At 71.8% G+C, this 22,097-nt stretch carries 20 protein-coding genes; 12 read left to right on the top strand and 8 right to left on the bottom strand.

Going from position 1 to position 22,097, the window contains the following annotated elements; all coding sequences use genetic code 11:
- Positions 1–22: 22 nt before the first annotated feature.
- Complete coding sequence (locus tag EAO73_RS29065) at positions 23–982, bottom strand: urea transporter (protein ID WP_147974522.1); 960 nt, start codon at positions 980–982, stop codon at positions 23–25.
- 195 nt (positions 983–1,177) lie between these two features.
- Between EAO73_RS29065 and EAO73_RS29070 the strand changes: the two genes are divergently transcribed.
- Positions 1,178–1,648, top strand: a complete 471-nt coding sequence (locus tag EAO73_RS29070; RefSeq protein ID WP_147974523.1) for a fluoride efflux transporter FluC — start codon at positions 1,178–1,180, stop codon at positions 1,646–1,648.
- Positions 1,645–2,019, top strand: coding sequence for a fluoride efflux transporter FluC (locus EAO73_RS29075; protein ID WP_147974524.1), 375 nt, complete (start codon positions 1,645–1,647; stop codon positions 2,017–2,019). Before EAO73_RS29070 ends, EAO73_RS29075 begins: the two co-directional genes overlap by 4 nt.
- Before the next feature lie 71 nt (positions 2,020–2,090).
- On the opposite strand, the gene EAO73_RS36180 is transcribed toward EAO73_RS29075, so the two are convergent.
- Positions 2,091–2,267, bottom strand: coding sequence for a hypothetical protein (locus tag EAO73_RS36180; protein ID WP_191134275.1), 177 nt, complete (start codon positions 2,265–2,267; stop codon positions 2,091–2,093).
- Between the two features lie 347 nt (positions 2,268–2,614).
- Positions 2,615–4,099, bottom strand: coding sequence for an SDR family NAD(P)-dependent oxidoreductase (locus tag EAO73_RS29080; RefSeq protein ID WP_147974525.1), 1,485 nt, complete (start codon positions 4,097–4,099; stop codon positions 2,615–2,617).
- Between the two features lie 204 nt (positions 4,100–4,303).
- On the opposite strand from EAO73_RS29080, the gene EAO73_RS29085 reads away from it, so the two are divergent.
- From EAO73_RS29085 to EAO73_RS29105, 5 genes are all read left to right on the top strand, one after another.
- Positions 4,304–5,206, top strand: a complete 903-nt coding sequence (locus EAO73_RS29085) for an RNA polymerase sigma factor SigF (protein ID WP_147974526.1) — start codon at positions 4,304–4,306, stop codon at positions 5,204–5,206.
- 201 nt (positions 5,207–5,407) lie between these two features.
- A complete protein-coding gene (locus EAO73_RS29090) occupies positions 5,408–6,667 on the top strand; it encodes a PP2C family protein-serine/threonine phosphatase (protein WP_147974545.1) in 1,260 nt (419 codons plus the stop codon).
- Positions 6,657–8,276: a sensor histidine kinase gene (locus tag EAO73_RS29095; RefSeq protein WP_147974527.1), complete on the top strand. Its 1,620-nt coding sequence runs from the start codon at positions 6,657–6,659 to the stop codon at positions 8,274–8,276. The genes EAO73_RS29090 and EAO73_RS29095 overlap by 11 nt, the downstream gene beginning before the upstream one ends.
- On the top strand, positions 8,273–8,716 hold the full coding sequence (locus EAO73_RS29100) for a response regulator (RefSeq protein WP_147974528.1): 444 nt from the start codon (positions 8,273–8,275) through the stop codon (positions 8,714–8,716). The genes EAO73_RS29095 and EAO73_RS29100 overlap by 4 nt, the downstream gene beginning before the upstream one ends.
- A 98-nt stretch (positions 8,717–8,814) precedes the next feature.
- Positions 8,815–9,270 carry an ATP-binding protein gene (locus tag EAO73_RS29105; protein ID WP_147974529.1) on the top strand — a complete coding sequence of 152 codons (456 nt, stop codon included), beginning with the start codon at positions 8,815–8,817 and terminating at the stop codon, positions 9,268–9,270.
- A 43-nt stretch (positions 9,271–9,313) separates the two neighbouring features.
- Here EAO73_RS29105 and EAO73_RS29110 read toward each other — a convergent pair whose 3' ends face one another.
- Positions 9,314–10,489: a PP2C family protein-serine/threonine phosphatase gene (locus EAO73_RS29110; protein WP_191134276.1), complete on the bottom strand. Its 1,176-nt coding sequence runs from the start codon at positions 10,487–10,489 to the stop codon at positions 9,314–9,316.
- An 80-nt stretch (positions 10,490–10,569) separates the two neighbouring features.
- On the opposite strand from EAO73_RS29110, the gene EAO73_RS29115 reads away from it, so the two are divergent.
- Positions 10,570–11,082, top strand: a complete 513-nt coding sequence (locus EAO73_RS29115) for a MarR family transcriptional regulator (RefSeq protein ID WP_147974530.1) — start codon at positions 10,570–10,572, stop codon at positions 11,080–11,082.
- Positions 11,083–11,330: 248 nt separating this feature from the next.
- Positions 11,331–11,663: an STAS domain-containing protein gene (locus EAO73_RS29120; RefSeq protein WP_147974531.1), complete on the top strand. Its 333-nt coding sequence runs from the start codon at positions 11,331–11,333 to the stop codon at positions 11,661–11,663.
- A gap of 72 nt (positions 11,664–11,735) precedes the next feature.
- Here EAO73_RS29120 and EAO73_RS29125 read toward each other — a convergent pair whose 3' ends face one another.
- Positions 11,736–14,099: a GH92 family glycosyl hydrolase gene (locus EAO73_RS29125; protein ID WP_147974532.1), complete on the bottom strand. Its 2,364-nt coding sequence runs from the start codon at positions 14,097–14,099 to the stop codon at positions 11,736–11,738.
- A 255-nt stretch (positions 14,100–14,354) separates the two neighbouring features.
- On the opposite strand from EAO73_RS29125, the gene EAO73_RS29130 reads away from it, so the two are divergent.
- Entirely contained in the window at positions 14,355–15,590 is a 1,236-nt protein-coding gene (locus EAO73_RS29130) for a DMT family transporter (RefSeq protein WP_147974533.1), read from the top strand.
- Here the strand turns inward: EAO73_RS29130 and EAO73_RS29135 are convergent.
- From EAO73_RS29135 to EAO73_RS29140, 3 genes are all read right to left on the bottom strand, one after another.
- Positions 15,560–16,909: a transglycosylase family protein gene (locus tag EAO73_RS29135; protein ID WP_147974534.1), complete on the bottom strand. Its 1,350-nt coding sequence runs from the start codon at positions 16,907–16,909 to the stop codon at positions 15,560–15,562. The two genes, EAO73_RS29130 and EAO73_RS29135, sit on opposite strands and share 31 nt — an antisense overlap.
- Before the next feature lie 120 nt (positions 16,910–17,029).
- Positions 17,030–17,260 carry a hypothetical protein gene (locus EAO73_RS36920; protein ID WP_224756511.1) on the bottom strand — a complete coding sequence of 77 codons (231 nt, stop codon included), beginning with the start codon at positions 17,258–17,260 and terminating at the stop codon, positions 17,030–17,032.
- Entirely contained in the window at positions 17,218–17,991 is a 774-nt protein-coding gene (locus EAO73_RS29140) for a hypothetical protein (protein WP_224756512.1), read from the bottom strand. Before EAO73_RS29140 ends, EAO73_RS36920 begins: the two co-directional genes overlap by 43 nt.
- A 419-nt stretch (positions 17,992–18,410) precedes the next feature.
- Between EAO73_RS29140 and EAO73_RS29145 the strand changes: the two genes are divergently transcribed.
- Both EAO73_RS29145 and EAO73_RS29150 read left to right on the top strand, forming a co-directional pair.
- The gene (locus tag EAO73_RS29145; RefSeq protein ID WP_147974535.1) at positions 18,411–20,990 is read left to right on the top strand and encodes a glycoside hydrolase family 3 C-terminal domain-containing protein; all 2,580 of its coding nucleotides are present in this window, start codon (positions 18,411–18,413) and stop codon (positions 20,988–20,990) included.
- Positions 20,991–20,998: 8 nt separating this feature from the next.
- Complete coding sequence (locus tag EAO73_RS29150; RefSeq protein WP_147974536.1) at positions 20,999–22,096, top strand: LacI family DNA-binding transcriptional regulator; 1,098 nt, start codon at positions 20,999–21,001, stop codon at positions 22,094–22,096.
- Position 22,097: the final 1 nt, after the last annotated feature.

Below are 22,097 nucleotides of genomic sequence, written 5' to 3' on the forward strand. Positions count from 1 at the left end.
CTTCCTCGGGATATGCGGTGGGTCAGCTGCGGCGCAGGCGCGGCAGCAGGGGGACGGCCGCCAGCAGCGTCCAGGTGGTGAGGATGAACGGCCAGGTGAAGGTGTGGCCGCCGAACGGTTTGAAGAAGGAGGTCAGCGACGCGGTGAGGCCCGTGCTGACCATCGCGCCGAACATCGCGTAGACCGCGGTCCAGGCGGTGTTGGCCATGAAGACGGCCCCGAGGCCGATGGCGACGAGCACCGCGTTGTAGCCGTAGATGCCGTTGGCGATCAGGTCGGTCGGCGCGCCCAGCAGCCAGGCGGCGACGATCCCGGCGACGCTGCCGGCCGCCGCGTAGAACCCGACGCGCGGCCCGGCCAGGGCGAGTCCGGCGAGCATGATCAGGCCGACGTACCAGCTCTCGACCAGGAAGATCTGCGAGACGTTGTTGAAGAAGGCGTGCCACAGGTCGTTCCACGTGATCCCGGTGTCCCCACTGGTCGTGCTGGACACCGCCGCCGGAGCACCGTGCCAGACGCGGTCGAAGGACGGGGCCCCGACCACCATCACGCCGGAGACCAGGCAGAAGGGCGCGGTCATGGGGGTGAGGTGGTACGGCGCGAGGAAGGTGGCGAGGGACGCCATGAGGATGACGCACAGGACGGCGCCCACGACGGTCAGCACGTAGGTGGCCGGGTGGTTGCCCAGGGAGGAGACGAGGGCGATACCGGTCAGGCAGCCCGCGAACCCCTGCATGCCGAGCGCGATGCTTCCCCGGTCGACGGCCAGCACGTAGGCGGTGGCGGTGGCAATCAGTGTCCCCATCGTGGCGAACAGGCCGGTCTGCCAGCCCGCCGCCCACAGCCCGGCGAGGATCGCGGCCCCCGTGAACAGACTGGCCTGGAAGTCGACCTGCCCGACGCCTCGCAGCGATGCCAGGAGGTACGCGGTCGGCTGACGGCTCTCCAGCCGCCGCACGAGGTCAGGCTCGGCGAGGGACAAGGCAGGCTCCAGCGGCTCGTCGCGGGTGTGGTCCGGGCGCGACGGAGATCATGACAAATCCGTCATATGCCATACAGTCACATAACCTTGTGGTTCTCATGCCGGAGCCGGACCGGGTAGACCACTCGAGTACACCGCGGGGGCACGCCGCGCACCGGACCCTCGGCATCCGGCCACCTTCCGTACGTTCGCCGGATGGCGCAGAAGATGCGGTTGCACCGGCACAGTCACCCCGACCACCATCCCGGCGTACAGCTCCCGGTCGTGGTGGCCGTCGCGGTCGGCGGGGCCGCGGGGGCCTGCGCCCGGTACGCGGCCGAGCGCCTGTGGCCGACCGGCACCTACGCCTTCCCCTGGACGATCCTGCTGGTCAACGCGGTGGGGTGCTTTCTGATGGGCATCCTGATGGTCACCCTGAAGCTGCGGTTTCCCGGTGCTCCCCGGCTGATCAGCCCGCTGCTCGGCACCGGGGTGCTCGGCGGGTTCACCTCGTTCTCGCACTACGCGGACAACGTCCGGCAGCTGTTCGACAACCATCAGCCCGGCTACGCGGTCGGCTGTCTGGTGCTGACCGTGGCCGCGGCGCTGGCGGCCGTGACGGCGGGGGCGTTCGCGGCGCACTTCGTCGTCGGCCGCTCCTACGGCACCGAGGGCGAGGCATCATGACCGACTGGCTGCTCGTCCTGGCCGGCGGCCTGGTGGGGGCGCCGGTGCGCTATCTGCTCGGCGTGGACGCGAAGTTCCGCCTGCACAGCGTCTTCCCCTGGGGCACCTTCGCCGCCAACGCGGGCGCGGCGCTCATCCTCGGTTTCGTCGCGGAGGCGGCGACGGACGGCAATCTGGGCAACCGGCTGAATCTGCTGCTGGCCACCGGCTTCTGCGGGGCCCTGTCGACGTGGTCGACCTTCTCCTACGAGCTGCTCACCCTGAACTCGGCCCGCCGGCTCGGCCTGGCCGCGGGCTACCTCCTGCTCACCGTCGGCGCCGGGGTGGGGCTCTCCTTCGCCGGGGCCGCCGTGGCGCGTGCGGCGTTCTGAGGGCGCGGCAGGCGGGGGCAACGCGCTGTGGCCCGCCCCCGTCGGGGGCGGGCCACAGCGCGTTGCGAGGCTCAGTCGATGCCGGGCAGGATGTGCGGCTCGGCGAGGTCGTCCTCGTAGCCGGCCAGCCGGATCGGTGCGGACCTGGCCCAGACCTCGATGTTCTGGAGCTTGTCGCTGCCGGATCCCGGCTTTCCTCGCCGGTCGGCCGGGCGCTCCTCTTGCTTCGTCAATTCCGGTGTCGTCACCGCGCACTCCTTCGTGTCGCGTAGCCCCGGGCGTTGCCGACGCTCCGGTTCTCATTGCCGGGAATCAGGCGCCCATGCGGGGCAGGGGCAGGAACAGTTCGGTCGCGGTGGCGCCGGGTACGGGGCGGGACGGCGACTTGGTTGACAAGCCTGTCCCAGGACGGTCGAGGAAGGTTCGTGGACTCCTCGATGACGTCCGTTCACATCAGAGTAACCAAATGAGCGCGTCCGCGCTCGATGGAACGTGTGCTGTGAGTCACTTTCAGCCACCGCGTACGGAAAAGACCCGGCCAGGAAATCATCCCGGCCGGGTCTTCGCACGGTGGGGGCGCGCACGCCCCTCTCCCCTACCAGTTGGCGGGGGCGTAGTCCTTGAGGAAGCAGCCGTACAGCACGTCGCCCGCCTCGCCGCGCACGATCGGGTCGTAGACCCGGGCAGCGCCGTCGACCAGGTCGAGCGGGGCGTGGAAGCCCTCCTCGGCCAGTCGCATCTTGTCCGGGTGCGGACGCTCGTCGGTGATCCAGCCCGTGTCGACGGCGGTCATGAGAATGCCGTCCTTCTCGAACATCTCCTGGGCGCTGGTGCGGGTCAGCATGTTCAGCGCGGCCTTGGCCATGTTGGTGTGCGGGTGCCCCGCCCCCTTGTAGCCCCGGCCGAACACGCCCTCCATCGCGGAGACGTTGACCACGTACGCGTGCTTGGCAGCGGTCGCCGCCATGGCCGGGCGCAACCGGCTGATCAGGATGAACGGCGCGGTCGAGTTGCAGAGCTGGACCTCCAGCAGCTCGATCGGCTCGACCTCGTCGACTGTCTGGATCCAGCTGTTGGTGTCGTGCAGGTCCGGTACAAGCCCGCCCGCGTCGATCGCGGTCCCGGCGGCGATCCGGGCCGGCGACGCCGAACCGCTGACCAGCGCCAGGTCCGTGACGTCCTGCGCGCTCAGCTGCTCGCTGCGTGCCGCGGGCAGCGCGGCGACGCGGTCCACGCTGCCGCTGCCGAAGGTGCCGATCACCTCGGCGGCGGGCAGCTCACCGGCGGGCAGCGGGGCGGACTCGGCGGAGAGCAGCTCGCTGTACGCCTGCGGCGAGCGGCGGACCGTCTGCGCCGCGTTGTTGATCAGGATGTCGAGGGGACCCTCGGCCGCCACCGAGTCGGCGAGGGCGACGACCTGGGCGGGGTCGCGCAGGTCGATGCCGACGATCTTCAGGCGGTGGATCCACTCGTCGCTGTCCTCCATCGCCTTGAAGCGGCGGATCGCGTCGTTGGGGAAGCGCGTGGTGATCGTGGTGTGCGCCCCGTCGCGCAGCAGCCGCAGCGCGATGTACATGCCGATCTTGGCGCGGCCACCGGTGAGCAGTGCGCGGCGGCCCGTCAGGTCGGTGCGCGCGTCGCGCCGGGCGCGGTTCTCGCGGGCGCAGTCCTGGCAGAGCTGGTGGTAGAACGCGTCGACCTCGATGTAGCGCGTCTTGCACACGTAGCAGGAGCGGGGCCGCTGGAGGATGCCGGCGATCTCGCTGGTGGCGGACGAAGACGGCAGGACCCCCTGGGTCTCGTCGTCGATGCGCTCGGCCGAACCGGTGGCGGTGGCCTCGGTCACCGCCTTGTCGTGCGCGGTCTTGGCGGCCCGTCGCTCCTGGCGGCGGCGCTGCTTCACGGTCCGGTAGATCCCGGCGGTGGCCCGGCGCACCGCGACGGCGTCCGGGTGGTCGACCTCGATGGTGTCGAGTTCGTCGAGCACGCTCAGGCAGACGGCCAGCCGCTCCGGGTCGATACCGGGACCGAATTCCTCGGTTCCGGCCACGATCTCGGGGCCGTTCTCTGTCACCGTCATCGCCGTTCCTCTGTACTCGTGCCGCCGGCCTCACTGCGGGCCGAACGCCCCGGTCAAGTTTGCCATGATCCGCGGGCTGCTCCATTCGGGTAGGGCGCGGCGTGCGGAACGACCGCGAAAAAGATTCGCATCAGTTGTGCATGCCCTCGCCGATCCGGGGCAGGCGGTGTGCGAAGCACTTGGCGACAAGGAGGGGTCCACATCATGGCGACCACGACGGAGCAGACCGGCGGAGTCCTGAGCGAGGCGTGCACGCTCTCCGGGCAGGATGGCGCGCCGCTCGGTGCGGGGACCACGGAACTGCCGTGGATCGAGGACACCGGGAAGGTCGCTCCGAAGGACGCCCGTGCGCTGTCGAAGATGTTCCTGGACCGGCTGCAGACGCTGGAGGAGGGGACGCACGAGTACCAGTACGCGCGCAACACCCTCATCGAGATGAATCTCTCGCTCGTGCGGTACGCCGCCTCGCGTTTCCGCAACCGCGGCGGTGACGACACCGAGGACATCATCCAGGTCGGCACCATCGGTCTGATCAAGGCCATCGACCGCTTCGACCTCTCGCGCGAGGTGGAGTTCGCCACCTTCGCCGTTCCCTACATCGTCGGCGAGATCAAGCGCTTCTTCCGGGACACGACCTGGGCGGTGCACGTCCCGCGCCGGCTCCAGGAGCTTCGGGTCGACCTGGCCAAGGCGAAGGAGACGCTGTCGGCACGGCTGGACCGCGATCCGACGGTCGCCGAGCTGAGCGCTCACCTCGGCCTGCCGGAGGAGGAGATCATCGAGGGCCTAGTCGCGGCCAACGGGTACTCCGCCGGTTCGCTCGACACCCCCAGCTCGGAAACAGACTCCGGCAACGAGCAGCGCTCGTACGCCGATGTGATCGGCGAGGCCGACCCCGGTATGGAGACCGTCGAGAACCTGCACACGCTGGCGCCGCTGCTGGAGAAGCTGGACGCCCGCGAGCGCCGGATCGTCCAGATGCGCTTCGGCGAGGAGATGACGCAGGCCCAGATCGGCGCGGAGCTGGGCGTCTCCCAGATGCACGTGTCCCGGCTGCTCGCCCGTATCGTCAAGCGGCTGCGCGCGGGGATGTCCGTGGAGGCCTGATCCGTCCCCGGCCTCGGGCGCGCGAGCGTAACCGGTCCCGGGGCCGAACCACCCTATCGAATCGGTCACACACCGACGGAGTGTGGCCGAAGACGCTGTGAATGACGCCCGGCGGCGAATCGCCGGGCGTCATTCACATATGCTGCGCAACACCGGCGGGTGGCCCGCACGGTGCGAGGAGAGAGTGAAATCGTGGCTGAGATGCGCATGGGCGCCCCGGCCCGACCTCCAGCCGCAGGGGCCTTCCCGGTCCAGGCGGCTTCCGAGGCGGGCGAACGGGGCTCCGTGTGGGACGTCAGCGGCACCATTCTCCTCGTCGAGGACGACGCGGGTGACGCGCTCCTCGTCGAGGAGATACTCGCCGACGGTGAGCTGGACCCGGCCCTGACCTGGTGCAAGACCCTGTCCGAGGCGCTGGCCTTCCTGCGGTCGCACCGGGCACCCGTCTGCGTTCTGCTGGACCTGCATCTGCCCGACGTGCACGGCCTGAGCGCCGTCACACAGATCGTCGAGACGTCCCCGGACGCGGCGATCGTCGTCCTCACCGGCCTCGCGGAGGCCGACGCGGGGCTCGCCGCGGTGGCGACCGGCGCGCAGGACTACCTCATGAAGGGCCTGCTCGACCCGCAGGCCCTCGCGCGCGCGATCCGCTACGCCCTCCAGCGCAAGCAGGTCGAGCAAGCGGCGTCCGCGCTGCAGGCCACCCAGCTGATGGCGCAGGAGAACGCGCGCCTCGAACGCGGGCTGCTGCCCGTCCCCCTGCTGAACGACGACACCTTCCAGGCCGTCGCCCGCTACGAGCCCGGCCGCGCCCACGGGCTGCTCAGTGGCGACTTCTACGACGTGGTCCAGACGGCCGACGGCACGGTGTGGGCGGTCATCGGTGACGTGTCCGGGCACGGTGCGGCGGAGGCGGCGCTCGGCGTCTGCCTACGGGTCGCCTGGCGGGCGGCCGTGCTGTGCGGGACGGATCCGCTCCAGCAGCTCGGGCTGCTGGAGTCGATCCTGGTCGCCGAGCGCTCCGACCCCCACCTCTTCGCCACCGTCACCACGCTCGCCTTCCCGCCCGGCGGCGACCGCGTCCAGATCGTGCGGGCCGGTCACCCGGGGCTGCTGCTGCGACGCGGCACGGGCGTCGAGTGGGTGGAGCCCGACGGCGGTATGGCGCTCGGCCTGCTGCCCGGGCACGGCCACTGGTCGGTCACCGAACTGGAACTTACCCCCGACGCGGCCCTGGTCCTGTTCACCGACGGGCTCTTCGAGGGCCGCACCGGGCCGCACAGCCGGCTCGGTGAGGACGGGCTGCTCGCCATGGCCCGTGACCTCGCCCCGCTCGCCGCCCGCCCTTACGTCGACGCACTGGTCGCAGGCGCCACGGAGGCAGCGGCCCCGCACGGAGGCCTCGCCGACGATGTCGCCGTCCTGCACCTCGGCTGGAGAAGCACCGCACATGAACAGTGAGATACCGGACACCACCGCGAAACCGGCCGGAACCTGGGCACGGCTGTCCGTCCAGAACTGGGTCCACCTGATCCTGGGCGCCTTCGTCCTCGTCGTCTGCGGCTGCGTGGTGGCGGGAGGGCTCGTCCTGGCCCGGATCTCGGACAGCACCACCGAGCTGGTGGACCGCGTCCAGCCGGCCCGCTCCGCCTCCTTCCAGTTGCAGAACGCGCTGCTGAACCAGGAGACGGGGGTACGTGGCTTCGCGCTCACCGGTGACGCCTCGTTCCTGGAGCCGTTCGCCGCGGGCAAGAAGGAGGAGACCGACCGGCTGGCCCGGGTGCGCTCCGCGATCGGCGACGGCCAGCCGTACAACCGCGACCTGGACCGGATCGCCGCCGCCGCCGCGGACTGGCGCAGGGTGCACGCCGACCCGCTGATCGCCGATGTCCGGCGCGACGGCCCCGGGGCACGCTCGTCCGACCGGACCGCCGAGAGCAAGGCCGCCTTCGACAAGCTGCGCCGGCTGTACGGCACCCAGCAGGCGCATCTCGACGCCGCCCGGGACCGGGCGCGCGCCCAGCTGGACGACGCCCGCCACACCCGCGACCGGGTGCTCATCGCCCTGCTGATCGTCTTCGCGCTCTGCGTGGTCGCTCTCAGCGTGCTGCTGCAGCGCACGGTGGGACGGCCGCTGAACGCCCTGGCCGAGGCGTCCCGCCGGGTCCGCTCGGACAGCTTCCGCGATCAGCGGATCGAGGTGGACGGCCCCTCCGACGTGCGGGCGGTGGCCGCCGCGGTCGAGGACATGCGGGCCAGGCTGGTCCTGGAACTGGATGCCACGCAGGAGCGGGAGAACGTGCTCGCGCAGCAGGCGGTGGAACTGCGCAGGTCCAACTCCGAGCTGGAGCAGTTCGCGTACGTCGCCTCGCACGACCTCCAGGAGCCGCTGCGTAAGGTCGCCTCCTTCTGTCAGCTGCTGGAGAAGCGGTACGGGAACGAGCTCGACGGCCGCGGCAAGCAGTACATCGACTTCGCGGTCGACGGCGCCAAGCGCATGCAGGTGCTCATCAACGACCTGCTCACGTTCTCCCGGGTGGGCCGGGTCCACGACAGCTGGACCCCGGTCGAGCTGGACCGGTCGCTGGACCGGGCGCTGGCCAATCTGGGGATGGTGATCGAGGAGTCGGGCACCACCGTCGTCCGCGAGACCCCGCTCCCCTCGGTCACCGGGGACCCCACGACGCTCGCGATGATCTGGCAGAACCTGATCGGGAACGCCGTGAAGTTCCGCCGCCCCGACGAGCCGTGTGTGATCACGGTCGGGTGCGAGCGGCAGGGCGACGACTGGCACTTCACCGTGGCGGACAACGGGATCGGGATCGCGCCCGAGTTCGCGGAGAAGGTCTTCGTCATCTTCCAGCGGCTCCACGCCCGCGACGAGTACGACGGTACGGGCATCGGCCTCGCCCTGTGCCGCAAGATCATCGAATTCCACGGTGGGAGGATCTGGCTCGATCCCGATTCCCGTGAGGGGGCACGGGTCCACTTCTCCCTGCCCGCCGACCCCGAACCCGCGGAAACGAACGACACCGCTTCCCCTGCCGAGATCTCCGGAGACGCCACGTGAACACCCCCGTACAACCCATCGAGGTCCTGCTCGTCGAGGACGACCCGGGCGACGAGCTGATGACGCGTGAGGCGTTCGAGGACAACAAGATCCGCAACACGCTCCACGTGGTCCGCGACGGCGAGGAGGCGCTCGACTTCCTCTACCGGCGCGGCGCCCACACCGAGGCCCCCCGCCCCGATCTGATCCTGCTCGACCTGAACCTGCCGAAGTACGACGGCCGCCAGGTGCTGGAGCAGATCAAGCGGGACCCGGAGCTCGCGCTGATCCCCGTCGTCGTGCTGACGACGTCCTCCGCCGAGGAGGACATCCTGCGCAGCTACAAGCTGCACGCCAACGCCTACGTCACCAAGCCGGTCGACCTGGACCAGTTCATCGCGGCCGTCCGCCAGATCGACGACTTCTTCGTCACCGTGGTGCGGCTTCCCGGCCGCGCGTAATATTCGCTTTCGACGCATGGGAGTGGGATCTCCCGACGCGGGTACACGATCACAAGAAAGAGGTCCCTGACCTCCCCGCTGCGCCCTGGCTGGAGCACATGAACGAACAGGCGATCTCCCGGCAGGACGACTCCGCCCGGAGTTGTCCGCCCACGGAGGCATTGCACAGCGCCGAAGTGTTCGACGGCGAGCCGGGGTGCATTGCCCAGGCACGTGCTCTGGCCGACCGCTTCCTCGGCCGGCTGGTGTCCGAGTGGATGGCCGTGCTCGGTACCCACACCCGCAACGACCTGATGCTCGCCGTGAGCGAGCTGGTGACCAACGCGGAGCGCTACAGCCACGGCCCGTACCTGCTGGAGCTGGAAGGCACGGCGGAGCGGATCAGCATCACGGTGTACGACAGCAGCAGCGCGCTGCCCGTCTTCTACGCCCCCGACCCGAGCCGCCTGGGCGGTCACGGCATGGAGATCGTGGTGGCCCTGTGTGACCGCGTCACGGCCGAGCGTGTGCCGGTCGGCAAGCGCATCCGGGCCGAGTTCACGCTGAGCAGCTGAACCCGCCGGGGAGCGCCGGACCCGCGCCGCCCCCCGCGAGAGGTCAGCTCCCGGCCTCCGGCCGGCCGAACCAGTCGATGCACATGACCAGGGCGTCGTCGAGCGTGTCCGACGCCCGGTGCTCCGCCAGTTCCCGCAGCACTGCGCCCGGCACTGCGGCCGCCGGCAGCAGCCGCGTGGCGAGGACGGCCCTGGCCAGCCCCCGTTCCGCGAACATCTCACCGCGCGGGGAAACCGCGTCGTACACCCCGTCGCTGACGAGCAGCAGCCGGTCGCCGGGGCGCGCCTGAAGGCGCTGGACGGCGTACTGGGACTCCTCGAACATCCCCAGCGGGAGCTGGGCGTCGAGAGCCACCCGTGTGACCGTTCGGCCGCGCAGGCGCCACAGCTGCGGGGAGCCCGCGTCCACCGCCTCGACCGATCCGGTGGGCAGGTCGAAGCGGAGCAGCAGGGTCGAGACGTGGGCGGCGCCGCGGTGCTGTTCGTAGATGGCCTGGTCGGCCAGGGCCGCCTGGTCCGCGATGCCGATCCCGGCCCTCCTGGCGTTGCGCAGGGCATTCACGGCCAGGTTGGTGAGCAGGGAGGCGCGGATGCCCTCGCCCATGCCGTTGGTGACGGCGACGCTGAGCTGGTCGCTCTCCGCCGCCCAGTCGAAGTTGTCGCCGTGGATGGCGTAGGCGGGTTCGAGCTGGGCGCCTATGGCGTACTCGGCGGCGGTGAACGATCTGGCCGGAAGCAGCTGCCACTGCATCTCGGCGGCGAGGGTGAGACGCGTGGTGCGCCGGGCCCGCTGGTAGTGGTCGGTGTCCCGTTCGGCGACGACGATCTCGTGGGCGAGGAGATCGGCGACCTGGGCGAGGTCGTCCATGACCTGCGGCGTGGAGCGCGCGGAGGGCAGCCGGACCGTGAGAATGCCGAGGCGTTCGCCCCGGACGGTGACCGGGAAGTAGTGGTCGGCCGCGTCGTCGGAACCGGTCCGGCCCTGATGCGGGCGCTGGCTGCCGAAGGCGCGGCCCTGCGTGCTGTTGTGCAGGGAAAGCGGCTGGGCGGGCCCGTCGGCGGGGTCGACCGGGTTGAGCACGGTCATTCCGTAGTCCGCCAGGAGCAGTTGTACCGAGAGGGCTCCGTAGGACTGCGCGAGGAGCTCGCGCACCGTATGGACCAGGGCATACGGTGGCGCCGCGCGTAGCGCTCGTTCGATCCCCGTGGGGGCATTCACGCTGTTTCGCCCATTCTTCGGTGAGTGGCGGGAACGGAGCCAGGCTGACAGGAGCACGCTACGGGTGACAGAGTGGAAGAATGCCCCACCGCACCGGACTCCCTCACCGCCCTGAACAGGTGTCCGAGGACGTCTGTGCCGCGTCCGAACTTCTGGAGGTGTTGTGGGGGCGTGGCCAGGACGCCGCCGCCCGGGGTCTGGTACCCCCCTCCCAGCTTCGCGCGCTCCTCGTCATCGAGCAGCAGGAGGGGAGCAATCTGCGCTCGCTGGGCAAGGCGCTGGGCTCGCGGGCGCCCTCGGTGAGCCGCCTGTGCGACCGGATGGAGGCCATGGGCCTGGTGCAGCGGGACCCGAGTCCGACGAGCCGCCGGGAGGTCGAGCTGCGGCTGACCCTTCAGGGCCGCGAGCTGCTGGAGGAGTACCGGGCGATCCGCACGCGGGAGCTGACCTCCGTCCTGGAGAGGATGCAGCCCTCCGATGTGGCGGCGTTGGCCGTGGGGCTCGCCGCCTTCCGCTCGGCGGCATCGCAGCGGCTCACAGGCGAGCGGAGTACCGCCGCCCGGCTTCGCGACGATGTCGCGGACAGTGCCTAGCTTCATGCACGCCCCTGCTTCCGCGTTCCGGAGGCGCCGCTCGGCGGGCGCTCACGTTGATCGTTCGGTACAGATTGTTGCCCCACGAAGAATGTTGTCAAATGGCAACTGTTACTTTTATCGTTGAGCATTCCCGCCGCGAGCAGGGACGGAGCAGAATCGGACCGTCCTACTGATCCCGGCGGTACCCCCGCCGCCCAGTGCATCATGAGGTGAACGTGCTTCCACCGCCCAGCGCCGGCAGAGCCATGCAGATCGTCCCACGGCACGAACGTGGGGCGTTGGTTCTCGTGGTAACCGGTGACCTCGACATCGACAACGTCGCGCCCCTCGGCGCGGCGCTGGAGAACGCGTCGCGGGAGGGCTCCGGACCGGTCGTCGTCGACCTCTCGGATGTGAGTTTCGCCGACTCCACAACGGTGAACGTCATCTTGCAGGGGCAGACGGCACTCGGTCCCCGGCTGCGGCTCGCCTCGCCGTCGGTCTTCATGGAGCGGCTGATCTCCGTTCTGGGACTCGACAGCGCGGTCCCCGTCTTCCCGAGCGTCGCCGAGGCGATCGACCCCCCGCTTCCCGCATAGGCGGGACGCGAACACGAAGCGCCCTTCCTCCCGGCCGGCCGGGAGGAAGGGCGCTCGTCGTGCGGTCGCCGGTCAGCCCAGGGCGGGCGGGGCGTCCTCGGGCGAGGTGCCCCATGCCGACGGCTCGTCGCCCACGGTGAAGGAGAGCGACCGGGCCGAGCGGATGTCGTCCGTGGTCAGATACGTACGCGACTGCTGCGCGCCGTCCAGCCCGGCGGACTGGATGTAGCGGTCGGTGTCCGACGTACCGGGAGCGCTGACGGTCAGCGCGCCGCGCGGGTAGTAGCGCCGGTCGAGCTTGATGTCGACGCGTTCGAACGCGGGCGTGGACAGGCCCCAGGTGTCGGTGCCCGGCTGGACCGGGAAGACGCCGATGGACGACAGCACCATCCAGGCGGACATCGTGCCGAGGTCGTCGTTGCCCGTCATGCCGGTCGGGCCGTTGGTGAAGAGCGTGAGGGCCGCGTGGACCACGTCGGTCGTCTTCCACGGCTGGCCGGTGGAGAGATAGGTGTACGGGGCGATGAGGTCGGGTTCGTTCTGCGGGTTGTACTTGTCGGCGTTGTAGTACGCGTACGGGCCGTTGACCCACACCTCGCGCGCGGTCTTCGCGGGGTCGGCGAGGAGCTTGTCGTACGCGAAGAAGGAGTCCAGCCGCTGGTTGGCGGCGTCCTTCCCGCCGATCAGGTCGACCATGCCGGGGATGTCCTGCGGGACCATCCACTGGTACTGCCAGGACGTGCCCTCGTGGAAGCCCTCGCTCTCGGCCGGGTCTGCGGGGCCGGTGAACGCGCCGGCGGCGTCACGGGCGCGGAAGAAGCCCGTGGAGGAGTCGAAGATCTTCCGGTAGTTCTGGGCGCGGGCGTCGTAGCGCGCCGCGTCGGCCTTGTGGCCGAGGTCGCGGGCCATCTCGGCGAGCATGCCGTCGGCCAGGGCGTACTCCAGGGTGGCGGAGGCGCCGTGGTCGAAGTCGGAGTCACCGGGCTTGGCGTGCGGCCGGTCCTTGATGTACGGGGCGAAGCCGTCCTTGAGGTACTGGACGTTGGCTTCCCGGCCCACGGGTGCGGAGTCGGTGGGGGGCACCCCGTCGGCGTTCTTCTTCAGCGCGCGGTACGCCTCCTCCTCGTACCCCTTCAGCAGGCCCTGCTGGTAGGCATTGGTGAGGAAGGGGGTGACGGGGTCGCCGGTCATGATGTTCGTCTCGACCGTGCCGTAGCCCCACTTGGGCAGCCAGCCGCTCTCCGCGTCGATGCGCAGGACGGATATGGCCATGTCGCGGGACTCGCGCGGGGCGAGCAGCGAGAGCAGCTGGGCCTGGGTGCGGTAGGTGTCCCAGAGCGACCAGTTCTGGTAGTACGTGAAGGTTCCCCTGCCTGAGACGGCGCGGTGCTTCTTCTGGTCCCAGCCGGTGTAGCGGCCGTCCACGTCGCTGCCCACGTTGGGCGCGAGGAAGGACCGGTAGAGGGAGGAGTAGAAGGTCCGGCGCAGTTCGTCGCTGCCGCCCTGGGCCTTCACGCCTTCGAGGCGGTCCTCCCAGGTGCGTTCGGCGGCGCGCCGGACGTGGTCGAAGCCGCGGCCGCCCTCGGCGCGGAGGTTGAGCGCGGCGCCCTTGGCGTCGACGTAGCTGAGGGCCGTGGTGGCCTCGACGGTGCGGTCCTTGGTCGTGTCGAACCGCAGCCAGGCGCCGTTGCGGGCGTCGGTGGCGGTGGACTTCTTCGCGCCCTGGGTGACGGTGTCGCCGTTCCAGGTGCCGGAGGTGGTGAAGGGCCGGTCGAAGTGGGTGACCGTGTAGACCGTGTACGGCTTGGTGTCCTGGCAGAAGCCGCTGCCGGTGATCGCGGTGCGCACGGTGCGGTTGTCCAGGATCTCGACCTCGGACGAGAGCGTCCTGTGCAGCGACTGGCCCGCGTTGAGCAGGACGTTGGCCTTGTCGGTGGCCGGGAAGGTGTAGCGCTGCACGCCGGTGCGCTGAGTGGCCGTCAGCTCGGCGTCGATGCCGGTCTTCAGCCCGACCCGGTAGTAGCCGGGGCTCGCCTTCTCGTCGTCGTGGCTGAACTCGGCGGCGTACTTCGCGTAGTCGGTCTCGGTGACGTCTCCGGTGGTGGGCAGCGTCGGCAGGTCGCCGCCGAGGCCGCAGCCGACGCCGGAGAGGTGGACGGAGGAGAAGCCGCGGATGTGGTTCTCGCCGTAGTCGTAACCGGTGTTGTGGCCGGTGTCCGGCGAGAGCTGCACCATGCCGAAGGGCACCGAGGCGCCGGGGTAGGTGTTGCCCTCGTTCTGGGTGCCGATGAACGGGTTGACCAGGTCGGTCAGCCGGCCGTCGGTCCGGGGGGCGGCCTCGGCCGTGGCCCCGGGGATGAGGACACCGCCCAGGAGCGCGGCGGCGGCGAGTGCGGCCGCCGGGCCGCGCAGTCTCGGCCGTGAGGTCCGGTGCATGGGGTGACTCCTCCTTTGGACAACGTTGTCAGAGCGCGATCATTCTTGGATCGGGCCGCGACCCCCGTCAAGGGGTCGGACAGGAGCCTTGCGTGTCGGTCCGGTGAAGGCGGCCGCCCCGCATGATCCTTCTGACGTCTGCCGCCTGGAGGACTACCGTCAGGAGGAGGACACCGGGACCACTCCCGTACTACCAAAGCAGTACGCCGGATCGCCGCCTCAGGGACGACGACGCGGCGGCTGGAAAAGGGGATCGTGGTGTACATGAGTTCCCTTGCGCTGTCCGTGCTGCTGTCACTGGTCTCCGCGGTCGCCTACGCGGCCGGGGCGATCGTCCAGGAGCGCGTGGCCGCGGCCTCGGACGGCCGCTCGCTCGCTCCCCTGCGCAACCGGGTCTGGTGGGCCGCGGTGACGCTGAACGGCCTGGGCGCCGTCCTGCACGTCGTGGCGCTCGCGTACGGCCCGCTGAGCCTCGTCCAGCCGCTTGGGGCGCTCACGATCGTCTTCGCGCTGCCGATGGCCGCGCTGTTCGTGCACCGCAGGGCGGGGGCGACGGCCTGGCGCGGCGCGGTCATGGCGACGGTCGGCCTCGCGGGGCTGCTCGCCCTGACCGGCAGCTCCGACGCGCACAGCCTGGGTGGCCCCGAGCAACTGATGCTGGCCGTCGTGACCTTCGGTGCGGTGGCCGCGCTGATCCTGCTCTCGCGGGCGATGCGCCGGCCGGTGATGCGAAGTGTGGTGCTGGCCGGGGCGGCGGGCGTCGCGTTCGGCATCGCGTCGGTGTACACGAAGACCGTGGCCATGGAGTGGACGGCGGGCTCCGTCACCTCCGGGCTCCCCACCCTGCTGGTGATCGCGGCGCTCGCGGGCTCCGGGCTGCTGCTGGCGCAGGCGGCCTACCGGGGCGCTGGCCTGACGGCCCCGCTGGCCACGGTGACCGTGGTGAACCCGGTGGTGGCCGCGGCGGTCGGCATCACGCTGTTCGGCGAGCAGTTCCGGCACGGGGTCACGGGCACGGTGCTCGCCCTGGTGTGCGGGGCGGTCGCGGCCGGCGGGCTGATCATGCTGACCGCGGAACGGATGAGCACGGAGCGCCTGGCGCCTGCGGCCACGGAGGCGGGGACGGACGCGCCGGCGCAGGACGCCGCACCTGCCGACGGCGAGGCTGTGGCCGCGGGCGAGGAGGCCGCGGATATCGAGGAGACCGGGGGTTCCGGGGATGTGGCGGAGGCCGCGGATTTCGCCGGGCCCGCCGGGGCGCCGGCCCCGACGGGCGTTTCGCCCCGTCCGGTGGAGCCGGTTCCCGTCGCCGCTTCCGGGGCCGCGGACAGGCCGACCCCTCCCCCGGCGCTGCCCGTGCGGATGCCCCTGGAAGGGCTGTCCGGCCGGGTGGAGTTCGGCCCTCCCCCGGGCGCCGGACGCAGAACCGCCGCCGGGGAGGCCGCTGACGGCGGGGGCGTTCAGACCCTGACGCCGCCCGCCCTGAGGTAGGCCAGCGGGTCGATGTCGGAGCCGTAGCCGGGGCCCGTACGGACCTCGAAGTGCAGGTGTGGTCCCGTGACATTGCCGGTGGCGCCGGAGCGGGCGATCCGCTGGCCGCCGCCGACGTGCTGCCCGCCGCGCACGAGCAGCGAGGACAGGTGCGCGTACTGGCTGTACTTGCCGTCGCTGTGCCGGATGACGATCTGGTAGCCGTACGGCCCCGCCCAGCCCGCCGAGACGACCGTGCCCGCCGCCATCGCCTTCACCGACGTGCCGGTGGGGACGGGGAAGTCGACGCCCGTGTGGTAGCCGCTCGACCAGGAGCCGGCCTGGTGGTACGGGGTACCGGTGCGGGCCTCGACGGGGGCGGTGAGCGAGCTGTGCGTCTTCTTCGCGTGCTCGGTCTTGTGCGTCTCGGTCCTGCGGGTTTCGGTCTTACGGGACTCGGTCTTGTGCGGCTGGGTCTTCTTCGGCTGCGGGTGCGACTGCGGCTTGGCCCGCTGCTCGCGCTGCTTCTCCGCGGCGGTCTTCGCGCCCGGCTTCGGGGCCGCCTTCGCAGCGGCCTTCGGTTCCGCCTTCTTCGCGGTCCTCGGCTCGTTCTTCGTCGCCGTTCGCGGTGCGGGCTCGGCCGTTCTCGGGGTGCTGGTCAGGCTCAGGCGCTGGCCGGGGAAGATCAGGTCGGGGTCGTCGCCGACGACCGCGCGGTTCGCCGCGTAGAGCCGCTGCCAGCCGCCCCGGACATGCCGGTCGGCCGCGATCCCGGAGAGCGAGTCGCCGGGCGTGACGGTGTACGACTCCCGCTTGCCCGGCACCGTCGTCGGTGTGGCCGCCCGGGTGGTCCGTGGCGTGGTCTGCGGCGCACGGGACGACGGGGACGCGCTGTCCGGGCTCTTCGGGGTCGTCACAGGGGCGGTGCGCTCGCTCTGCGGGCTCACGTCGGGCGTGCCGCCGCCCCGGGTCAGGCCCGCCTTGGTGGAGCAGACCGGCCAGGCGCCGGGCCCCTGGCCCTCCAGGACCTTCTCCGCGATGGCGATCTGCTGGTCCCTGGTGGCCAGATCGGCACGGGGCGCGTAGACCGTGCCGCCGTACGCCGCCCAGGTCGAGCGGGTGAACTGGAGGCCGCCGAAGTAGCCGTTGCCGTTGTTGATGTGCCAGTTGCCGGTGGACTCGCACGCCGCGACCTTCTCCCACACGTCCGCCGAAGCGGCGCCCGCGGACGCGGCCGTGAGCAGCGGGAGCGCGAGGCCGGCGCCTCCTGCCGTGACGGTGAGCGAGGCCCGGTTGATGCGGCTCGGCTGGTATCTGCGGTGCCGTCCGTTCGCGGCCATGACTGGGCTCCCCCACTGCTGTAGGACACGTCGCAAACGGTCAACTTATGTGCGAACACTGGGTGATCACAAGAGCACGGTACGTTTCGGCCATGGCCGGGAAGGGCCGCCGGTGCGCGGTCAGCGCAGGGCGAAGGTCAGCGGCGGGGCGATGCCGAGCGAGCGCTCCGAGGCGCCGGTGGCCTTCCCGTTGGCGCGGGCGGTGAGCGTGAGCAGGTGCTCATCGGCGGCGTCGAGCTGTCCGGTCCCGGCGAACCTGAGCCGGACCTTCCGCCGTGTGTCCGCGGGCAGTTCACCCAGCGGCAGGGTCAGCGGATCGGCCAGCAGGGTGCCGTCGTCCGGTGGGGACACGTCCTTCCAGCGGCCCCCTCGTACCACTGGGTGCTCAACTCCGTGGTCACGCGTCGGCGTTGCGACACGGAGCAGGCCGCACCCTCGGCGGGGTTGTCCGGTCCGGACTCGCAGGCGCCGAACTCCGCCTGCACCTGGGCCTGCGGGTACGCGCTGTGCGAGCGGTTGGTGACGGTGTACGTAACCTCGGTCCAGCGCCCCCGGCCCAGCGCCGCGGGCTCCTTCATGACCGCACGGTCGAGCGACAGGGCGGCCGGCCGTACCGCCCCGCGGCCGCGCGCGAGCGTCCGCGCACCGTCGAGCAGGGTGACGTCGACCGGGATCTCGTCCCCGTCCACCCGGGGGCCCACGTGCGGGGTGACGCCCAGGAAGCCGAGCAGGCCGCCCTTCGGCAGGGTCATACGGAACGTGCCGGCCGAGCCGTCCGCGTCGGCGGTGAGCGCGCTGCCCTTCCAGTCCGCACCGGTCTTCTCCTCCAGACCCGGCAGGGGATCACCGCCGCGGGCCTCCCCGATGTGCACCCGTACGACGGTTCCCGGGCGGGTGCGTCCGTCGTTGTGGAGGTGCAGGGCGAGCCCGAGCCAGGTGTCACCCGCCCTGCCGATGTTCTCCAGGGACACCGACACGGGCGGCGAGGCCAACGGGCTCGGCGCCGGCGCGGGGGCGTTGCCGCCGCACGCCGTCACCAGGACGAGGAGGGCGAGGACGCCCGCGATGCGTATGGATCCCATGTATCCCCCCGCGGACCTCACGTATCCCGGCCTCACGCCCCCCAGGACAAGGCCGGGGGCATCCTAGGGCCTGTCGTCAAACTCCCCTCGTCGCCCGGAGGGCGGCCGTGCGGCGTCTGGTGCATCCCCAGGTTCTCGGCTTCGCTCGAACAGGGGAGACCTCACTTCTCGGCGTGCCGGCAGCGATCCCTCGTACTGGACGTACTTGGGATCTCGGCCGGTGCGGCGAGAGTGCGTGCCAGGCGTCGCACGGCAGAGGGGAGTTTGACGACAGGCACTAGGCGCCACCCCTTGGCCCGCGCCCGGACGCGCCTCGCACGGCCCCCCATTGACACGGTCGGCGGCGACCGGCGACCCTGGGCGCGACAGCCCGGGAGAGCGCTCTCCAGCAGGCGTGGGAGCGCGGTGCACGAAGGAGCATGGCCGCCATGACGGACGAAGAGACCGAACCGCTGCTCGACAAACTCGACGCGGCCATGAAGGTCCGTCTGCTCACCGGCGCCAGCACCTGGCGCACCTACGGCGAACCCGCTGTCGGGCTGCGGCCGCTCACCCTCTCCGACGGACCGGCCGGCGTACGGGGCGAGACGTGGGACGAACGCGAGACCTCGCTCGTCCTCCCCTCCCCCACCGCGCTCGCCGCCTCCTGGGACGAGCGGCTGCTGACGGACCTCGGCGCGCTGCTCGCGTCCGAGGCGCGCCGCAAGGGCGTCGACGTGCTCCTGGCCCCCACCCTGAATCTGCACCGTTCACCGCTGGGCGGCCGGCATTTCGAGTGCTTCTCCGAGGACGCGCTGCTCACCGGCCGCACCGGGGCCGCGCTCATCAGGGGCATCCAGTCGGGCGGAGTGGCGGCCACCGCCAAGCACTTCGTGGGCAACGATGCCGAGACCGACCGGCTGACCGTGGACGTCCGTATCGACGAACGCACCCTGCACGAGGTGTATCTCGCCCCGTTCGAGGATGCCGTGTCGGCCGGGGTGTGGGCGGTCATGTCCGCGTACAACAAGGTCGGCGGCGTGACCATGTCCGCGTCCCCGCTCCTCGATCGCCCCCTCAAGGAGGACTGGGGCTTCGACGGCCTCGTGGTCTCGGACTGGGGTGGCGTGCGCGCCCTGCTGGAGACCGCCCGGTCCGGCCAGGACCTGGCGATGCCGGGCCCCGACGGCCCCTGGGCGGCCGGACTGCTCGCCGCGCTCGAACAGGGGCTGGCGCCGGCCGAGGCCGTCGACGACAAGGTACGCAGGCTGTTGCGGCTGGCCCGCCGGGTGGGCGCGCTCGGGGCGGACGGCCTGGGCGCCTTCGGGTCCGACCGCCCGGCGCACCGGGTGAACGGAACCGGGTCCGGCCGCCCCGCGCACCGCCCCCCGATGGCTCCGGACGCCGCGCGCGCCCTGCTGCGCCGCGCCGTCTCCGCCGGTGCGGTGCTCCTGCGCAACGAGGGCGGGCTGCTGCCGCTCGACCCGGCGGCGCTCGGGTCCGTCGCCGTCATCGGTCCGCACGCCACGGCGGTACGCATCCAGGGCGGCGGCAGCGCGGAGGTGTTCCCCGAGCACGTGGTGACCCCGCTGGCCGGCGTCGAGCGGGCACTGGAGGGGGTGGCGTCGGTGACGTACCGGCCGGGTCTCCCGCCGTCGGCCCGGCCGCAGCCGCTCGGCCGGGACCGGGCCCGCGATCCGCGGGACGGCGAGCCCGGGGTGCTCGTGCGGCTGCTCGACGCGCACGGGGCCGAACTCCATGCCGAGCACCGGCTGTCGGGCCGGATCGTGGAGCCCTCGGTGCCGGCCGGGGACGCGGCGCTGGTCGAGATCCGGGCGCTGTTCCGGCCCACCGAGAGCGGCAGGTGGACCTGGGCGGTGGGCGGCTGGGGCGACATCTCGCTGGCCGTCGACGGCCACGAGGCGCTGTCCGGCACGTTCCCGCTGGACAGCGACGACCCGACCCGGGTGCACGTCGCCCCGCCGCTGCGCACCGTCGGCGTGGAGATGACGGCGGACCGGGAGGTGGAGGTCGTCGCACGGCGTTCACTCGCCCCGGGTTCGGGCGTCGCCACGGTCCTCGCCGCCGCCCCGCCCGCCGGTGACGCGGACGCCGCACGCGCCGAAGCGGTCGCCGCCGCACGCGCGGCCGACGTCGCGGTGGTGGTCGTGGGCACGACGGAGCAGAGCGAGTCGGAGGGGCACGACCGCGAGAGCCTGGACCTGCCGGAGGGCCAGGACGCGCTGGTGCGGGCGGTGGTCCGGGCCAACCCGCGCACCGTCGTGGTGGTCAACGCGGGCGGCCCGGTCGCCCTGCCCTGGCACGAGCGGGTGCCCGCGCTGCTGCTCGCCTGGTTCCCGGGCCAGGAGGCCGGGGACGGGCTGGCCGACGTGCTGTTCGGGCGCGCCGAGCCCGGCGGCCGGCTGCCGACCACCTGGGCCGCCGCCCAGGACGACGTACCGGTGCTCGGGACCGCCCCCGGCGCCGACGGGCGGCTGCACTACGCGGAGGGCCCGCACATCGGGTACCGGGCCTGGCTGCGGTCCGGGGGCGCTCCGGCGTACTGGTTCGGCCACGGGCTCGGATACACGGCCTGGGAGTACGAGGAGCTGACCGCCCCGGAGCCGGTGCGGCCCGGAGAGCCCTTCGACGTGCGGGTGCGGGTGCGCAACAGCGGGCGGCGGCGCGGCCGGGAGGTGGTCCAGGTCTATCTGGCCCGGAGCGGTTCCGCCGTCGAGCGGCCGGTGCGCGGGCTCATCGGGTACGCGGCGGTCGAGGCGGAGCCCGGGGAGAGCGTGGTCGCGGTGGTCCGGGTGGACGGGCGGGCCCTGGCCCACTGGTCGCCCGCACGCCACGGGTGGGAGACGGAGCCGGGTGCCTTCACGCTGCTCGGCGGCCCTTCGGCGGGTGATCTGCCGCTCACCGCGGAGGTCGTGGCGCTGCCGGGCCCGGACTCGGCCGGGAAAGGATCCGGTAACGGTTCGGAGCACGATGGAGAGCGCTCTCCGCTGATGCTATAAATGCGCTCATGACGGATGATCTGCGACCGGCCGGAACACCCACCCTTGAGGACGTGGCGAGGGCGGCCGGTGTCTCCCGCGCCACCGTCTCCCGGGTGATCAACGGCGTACGGAATGTCGACCCGGTGATCCAGGAGGCCGTGCGGCGGGCGGTCGCCTCCACCGGCTACGCGCCCAACCGCGCGGCGCGCTCGCTGGTGACCCGGCGCACCGACGCCATCGCACTGGTGGTCTCCGGCGCGGGCGTCGAAACCGAGACGGAGCCGGAGGAGGGCATGTCCCCCGAGGACGCGGAGGGGAGCGACGGTTCGTCGTTCACCGGGCAGGTCTTCGCCGACCCCTTCTTCGGCCGGGTGGTCACCGGGGTGGTCAACTACCTGCGGCCGCGCGGGATGCACCCCGTCCTGATGTTCGCCGAGACGTCACGGGCCCGCGAGGACGTGGTGGCGTTCCTGCGCCAGGGCAGCGCGGACGGTGCGCTCGTCGTCTCGACGCACGCGGAGGATCCGCTGCCGGGCATGCTGACGGACGCCGGGCTGCCGGCCGTGCTCTACGCGCGGCCCGCCCGCGCGGCCCGGATCAGCTATGTCGACGTCGCCCACCAGGACGGCGCGCGACTGGCCGCCGAGCATCTGCTGGCCCGGGGGTGCCGCCGTATCGCGACGATCACCGGCCCGCTCGACGTGCCCGCGGTGCAGGAGCGGCTGGCCGGCTTCCGGGACACGATGGCGAGCAACGGGCATCCGTACATCGCGATCGCCGAGGGCCGGTTCACGCAGGAGAGCGGCGAGACCGCGATGGAGCGGCTGCTGGCCGAACACCCCGATCTGGACGGGGTGTTCGCGGCCAACGACCTGATGGCCACGGGTGCCTGCCACGTCCTGCGGGAACGCGGCAGGCGAGTGCCGGAGGACGTCGCGGTGATCGGCTTCGACGACAGCAGCGCGGCCCTGGCCTGCCGTCCGCCGCTGACCACCGTCCGCCAGCCGGTGGAGGCGATGGCCGCCGAGATGGCCCGGCTGCTGATCGAGCGGCTGGCCAAGCCCGAGGGCGCGGCGACGTCCGTGATCTTCGAGCCGTCGCTGGTGGTGCGGGACTCGGCGTAGG

The sequence above is a fragment of the Streptomyces sp. col6 genome, from assembly GCF_008042035.1.
Taxonomy (GTDB): Bacteria; Actinomycetota; Actinomycetes; order Streptomycetales; family Streptomycetaceae; genus Streptomyces.

Excerpts from the sequence above, each read along its gene's own strand:
- EAO73_RS29075 (WP_147974524.1), top strand. The coding sequence starts at position 1,645 with ATGACCGACTGGCTGCTCGTCCTGGCCGGCGGCCTGGTGGGGGCGCCG.
- EAO73_RS29135 (WP_147974534.1), bottom strand. The coding sequence starts at position 16,909 with ATGGCCGCGAACGGACGGCACCGCAGATACCAGCCGAGCCGCATCAAC.
- EAO73_RS29125 (WP_147974532.1), bottom strand. The coding sequence starts at position 14,099 with ATGCACCGGACCTCACGGCCGAGACTGCGCGGCCCGGCGGCCGCACTC.
- EAO73_RS29150 (WP_147974536.1), top strand. The coding sequence starts at position 20,999 with ATGACGGATGATCTGCGACCGGCCGGAACACCCACCCTTGAGGACGTG.
- EAO73_RS29080 (WP_147974525.1), bottom strand. The coding sequence starts at position 4,099 with ATGACGGTGACAGAGAACGGCCCCGAGATCGTGGCCGGAACCGAGGAA.
- EAO73_RS29120 (WP_147974531.1), top strand. The coding sequence starts at position 11,331 with ATGCAGATCGTCCCACGGCACGAACGTGGGGCGTTGGTTCTCGTGGTA.
- EAO73_RS29090 (WP_147974545.1), top strand. The coding sequence starts at position 5,408 with ATGCGCATGGGCGCCCCGGCCCGACCTCCAGCCGCAGGGGCCTTCCCG.
- EAO73_RS29115 (WP_147974530.1), top strand. The coding sequence starts at position 10,570 with ATGCCCCACCGCACCGGACTCCCTCACCGCCCTGAACAGGTGTCCGAG.
- EAO73_RS29105 (WP_147974529.1), top strand. The coding sequence starts at position 8,815 with ATGAACGAACAGGCGATCTCCCGGCAGGACGACTCCGCCCGGAGTTGT.
- EAO73_RS29095 (WP_147974527.1), top strand. The coding sequence starts at position 6,657 with ATGAACAGTGAGATACCGGACACCACCGCGAAACCGGCCGGAACCTGG.
- EAO73_RS29070 (WP_147974523.1), top strand. The coding sequence starts at position 1,178 with ATGGCGCAGAAGATGCGGTTGCACCGGCACAGTCACCCCGACCACCAT.
- EAO73_RS29085 (WP_147974526.1), top strand. The coding sequence starts at position 4,304 with ATGGCGACCACGACGGAGCAGACCGGCGGAGTCCTGAGCGAGGCGTGC.
- EAO73_RS29140 (WP_224756512.1), bottom strand. The coding sequence starts at position 17,991 with ATGGGATCCATACGCATCGCGGGCGTCCTCGCCCTCCTCGTCCTGGTG.
- EAO73_RS29145 (WP_147974535.1), top strand. The coding sequence starts at position 18,411 with ATGGCCGCCATGACGGACGAAGAGACCGAACCGCTGCTCGACAAACTC.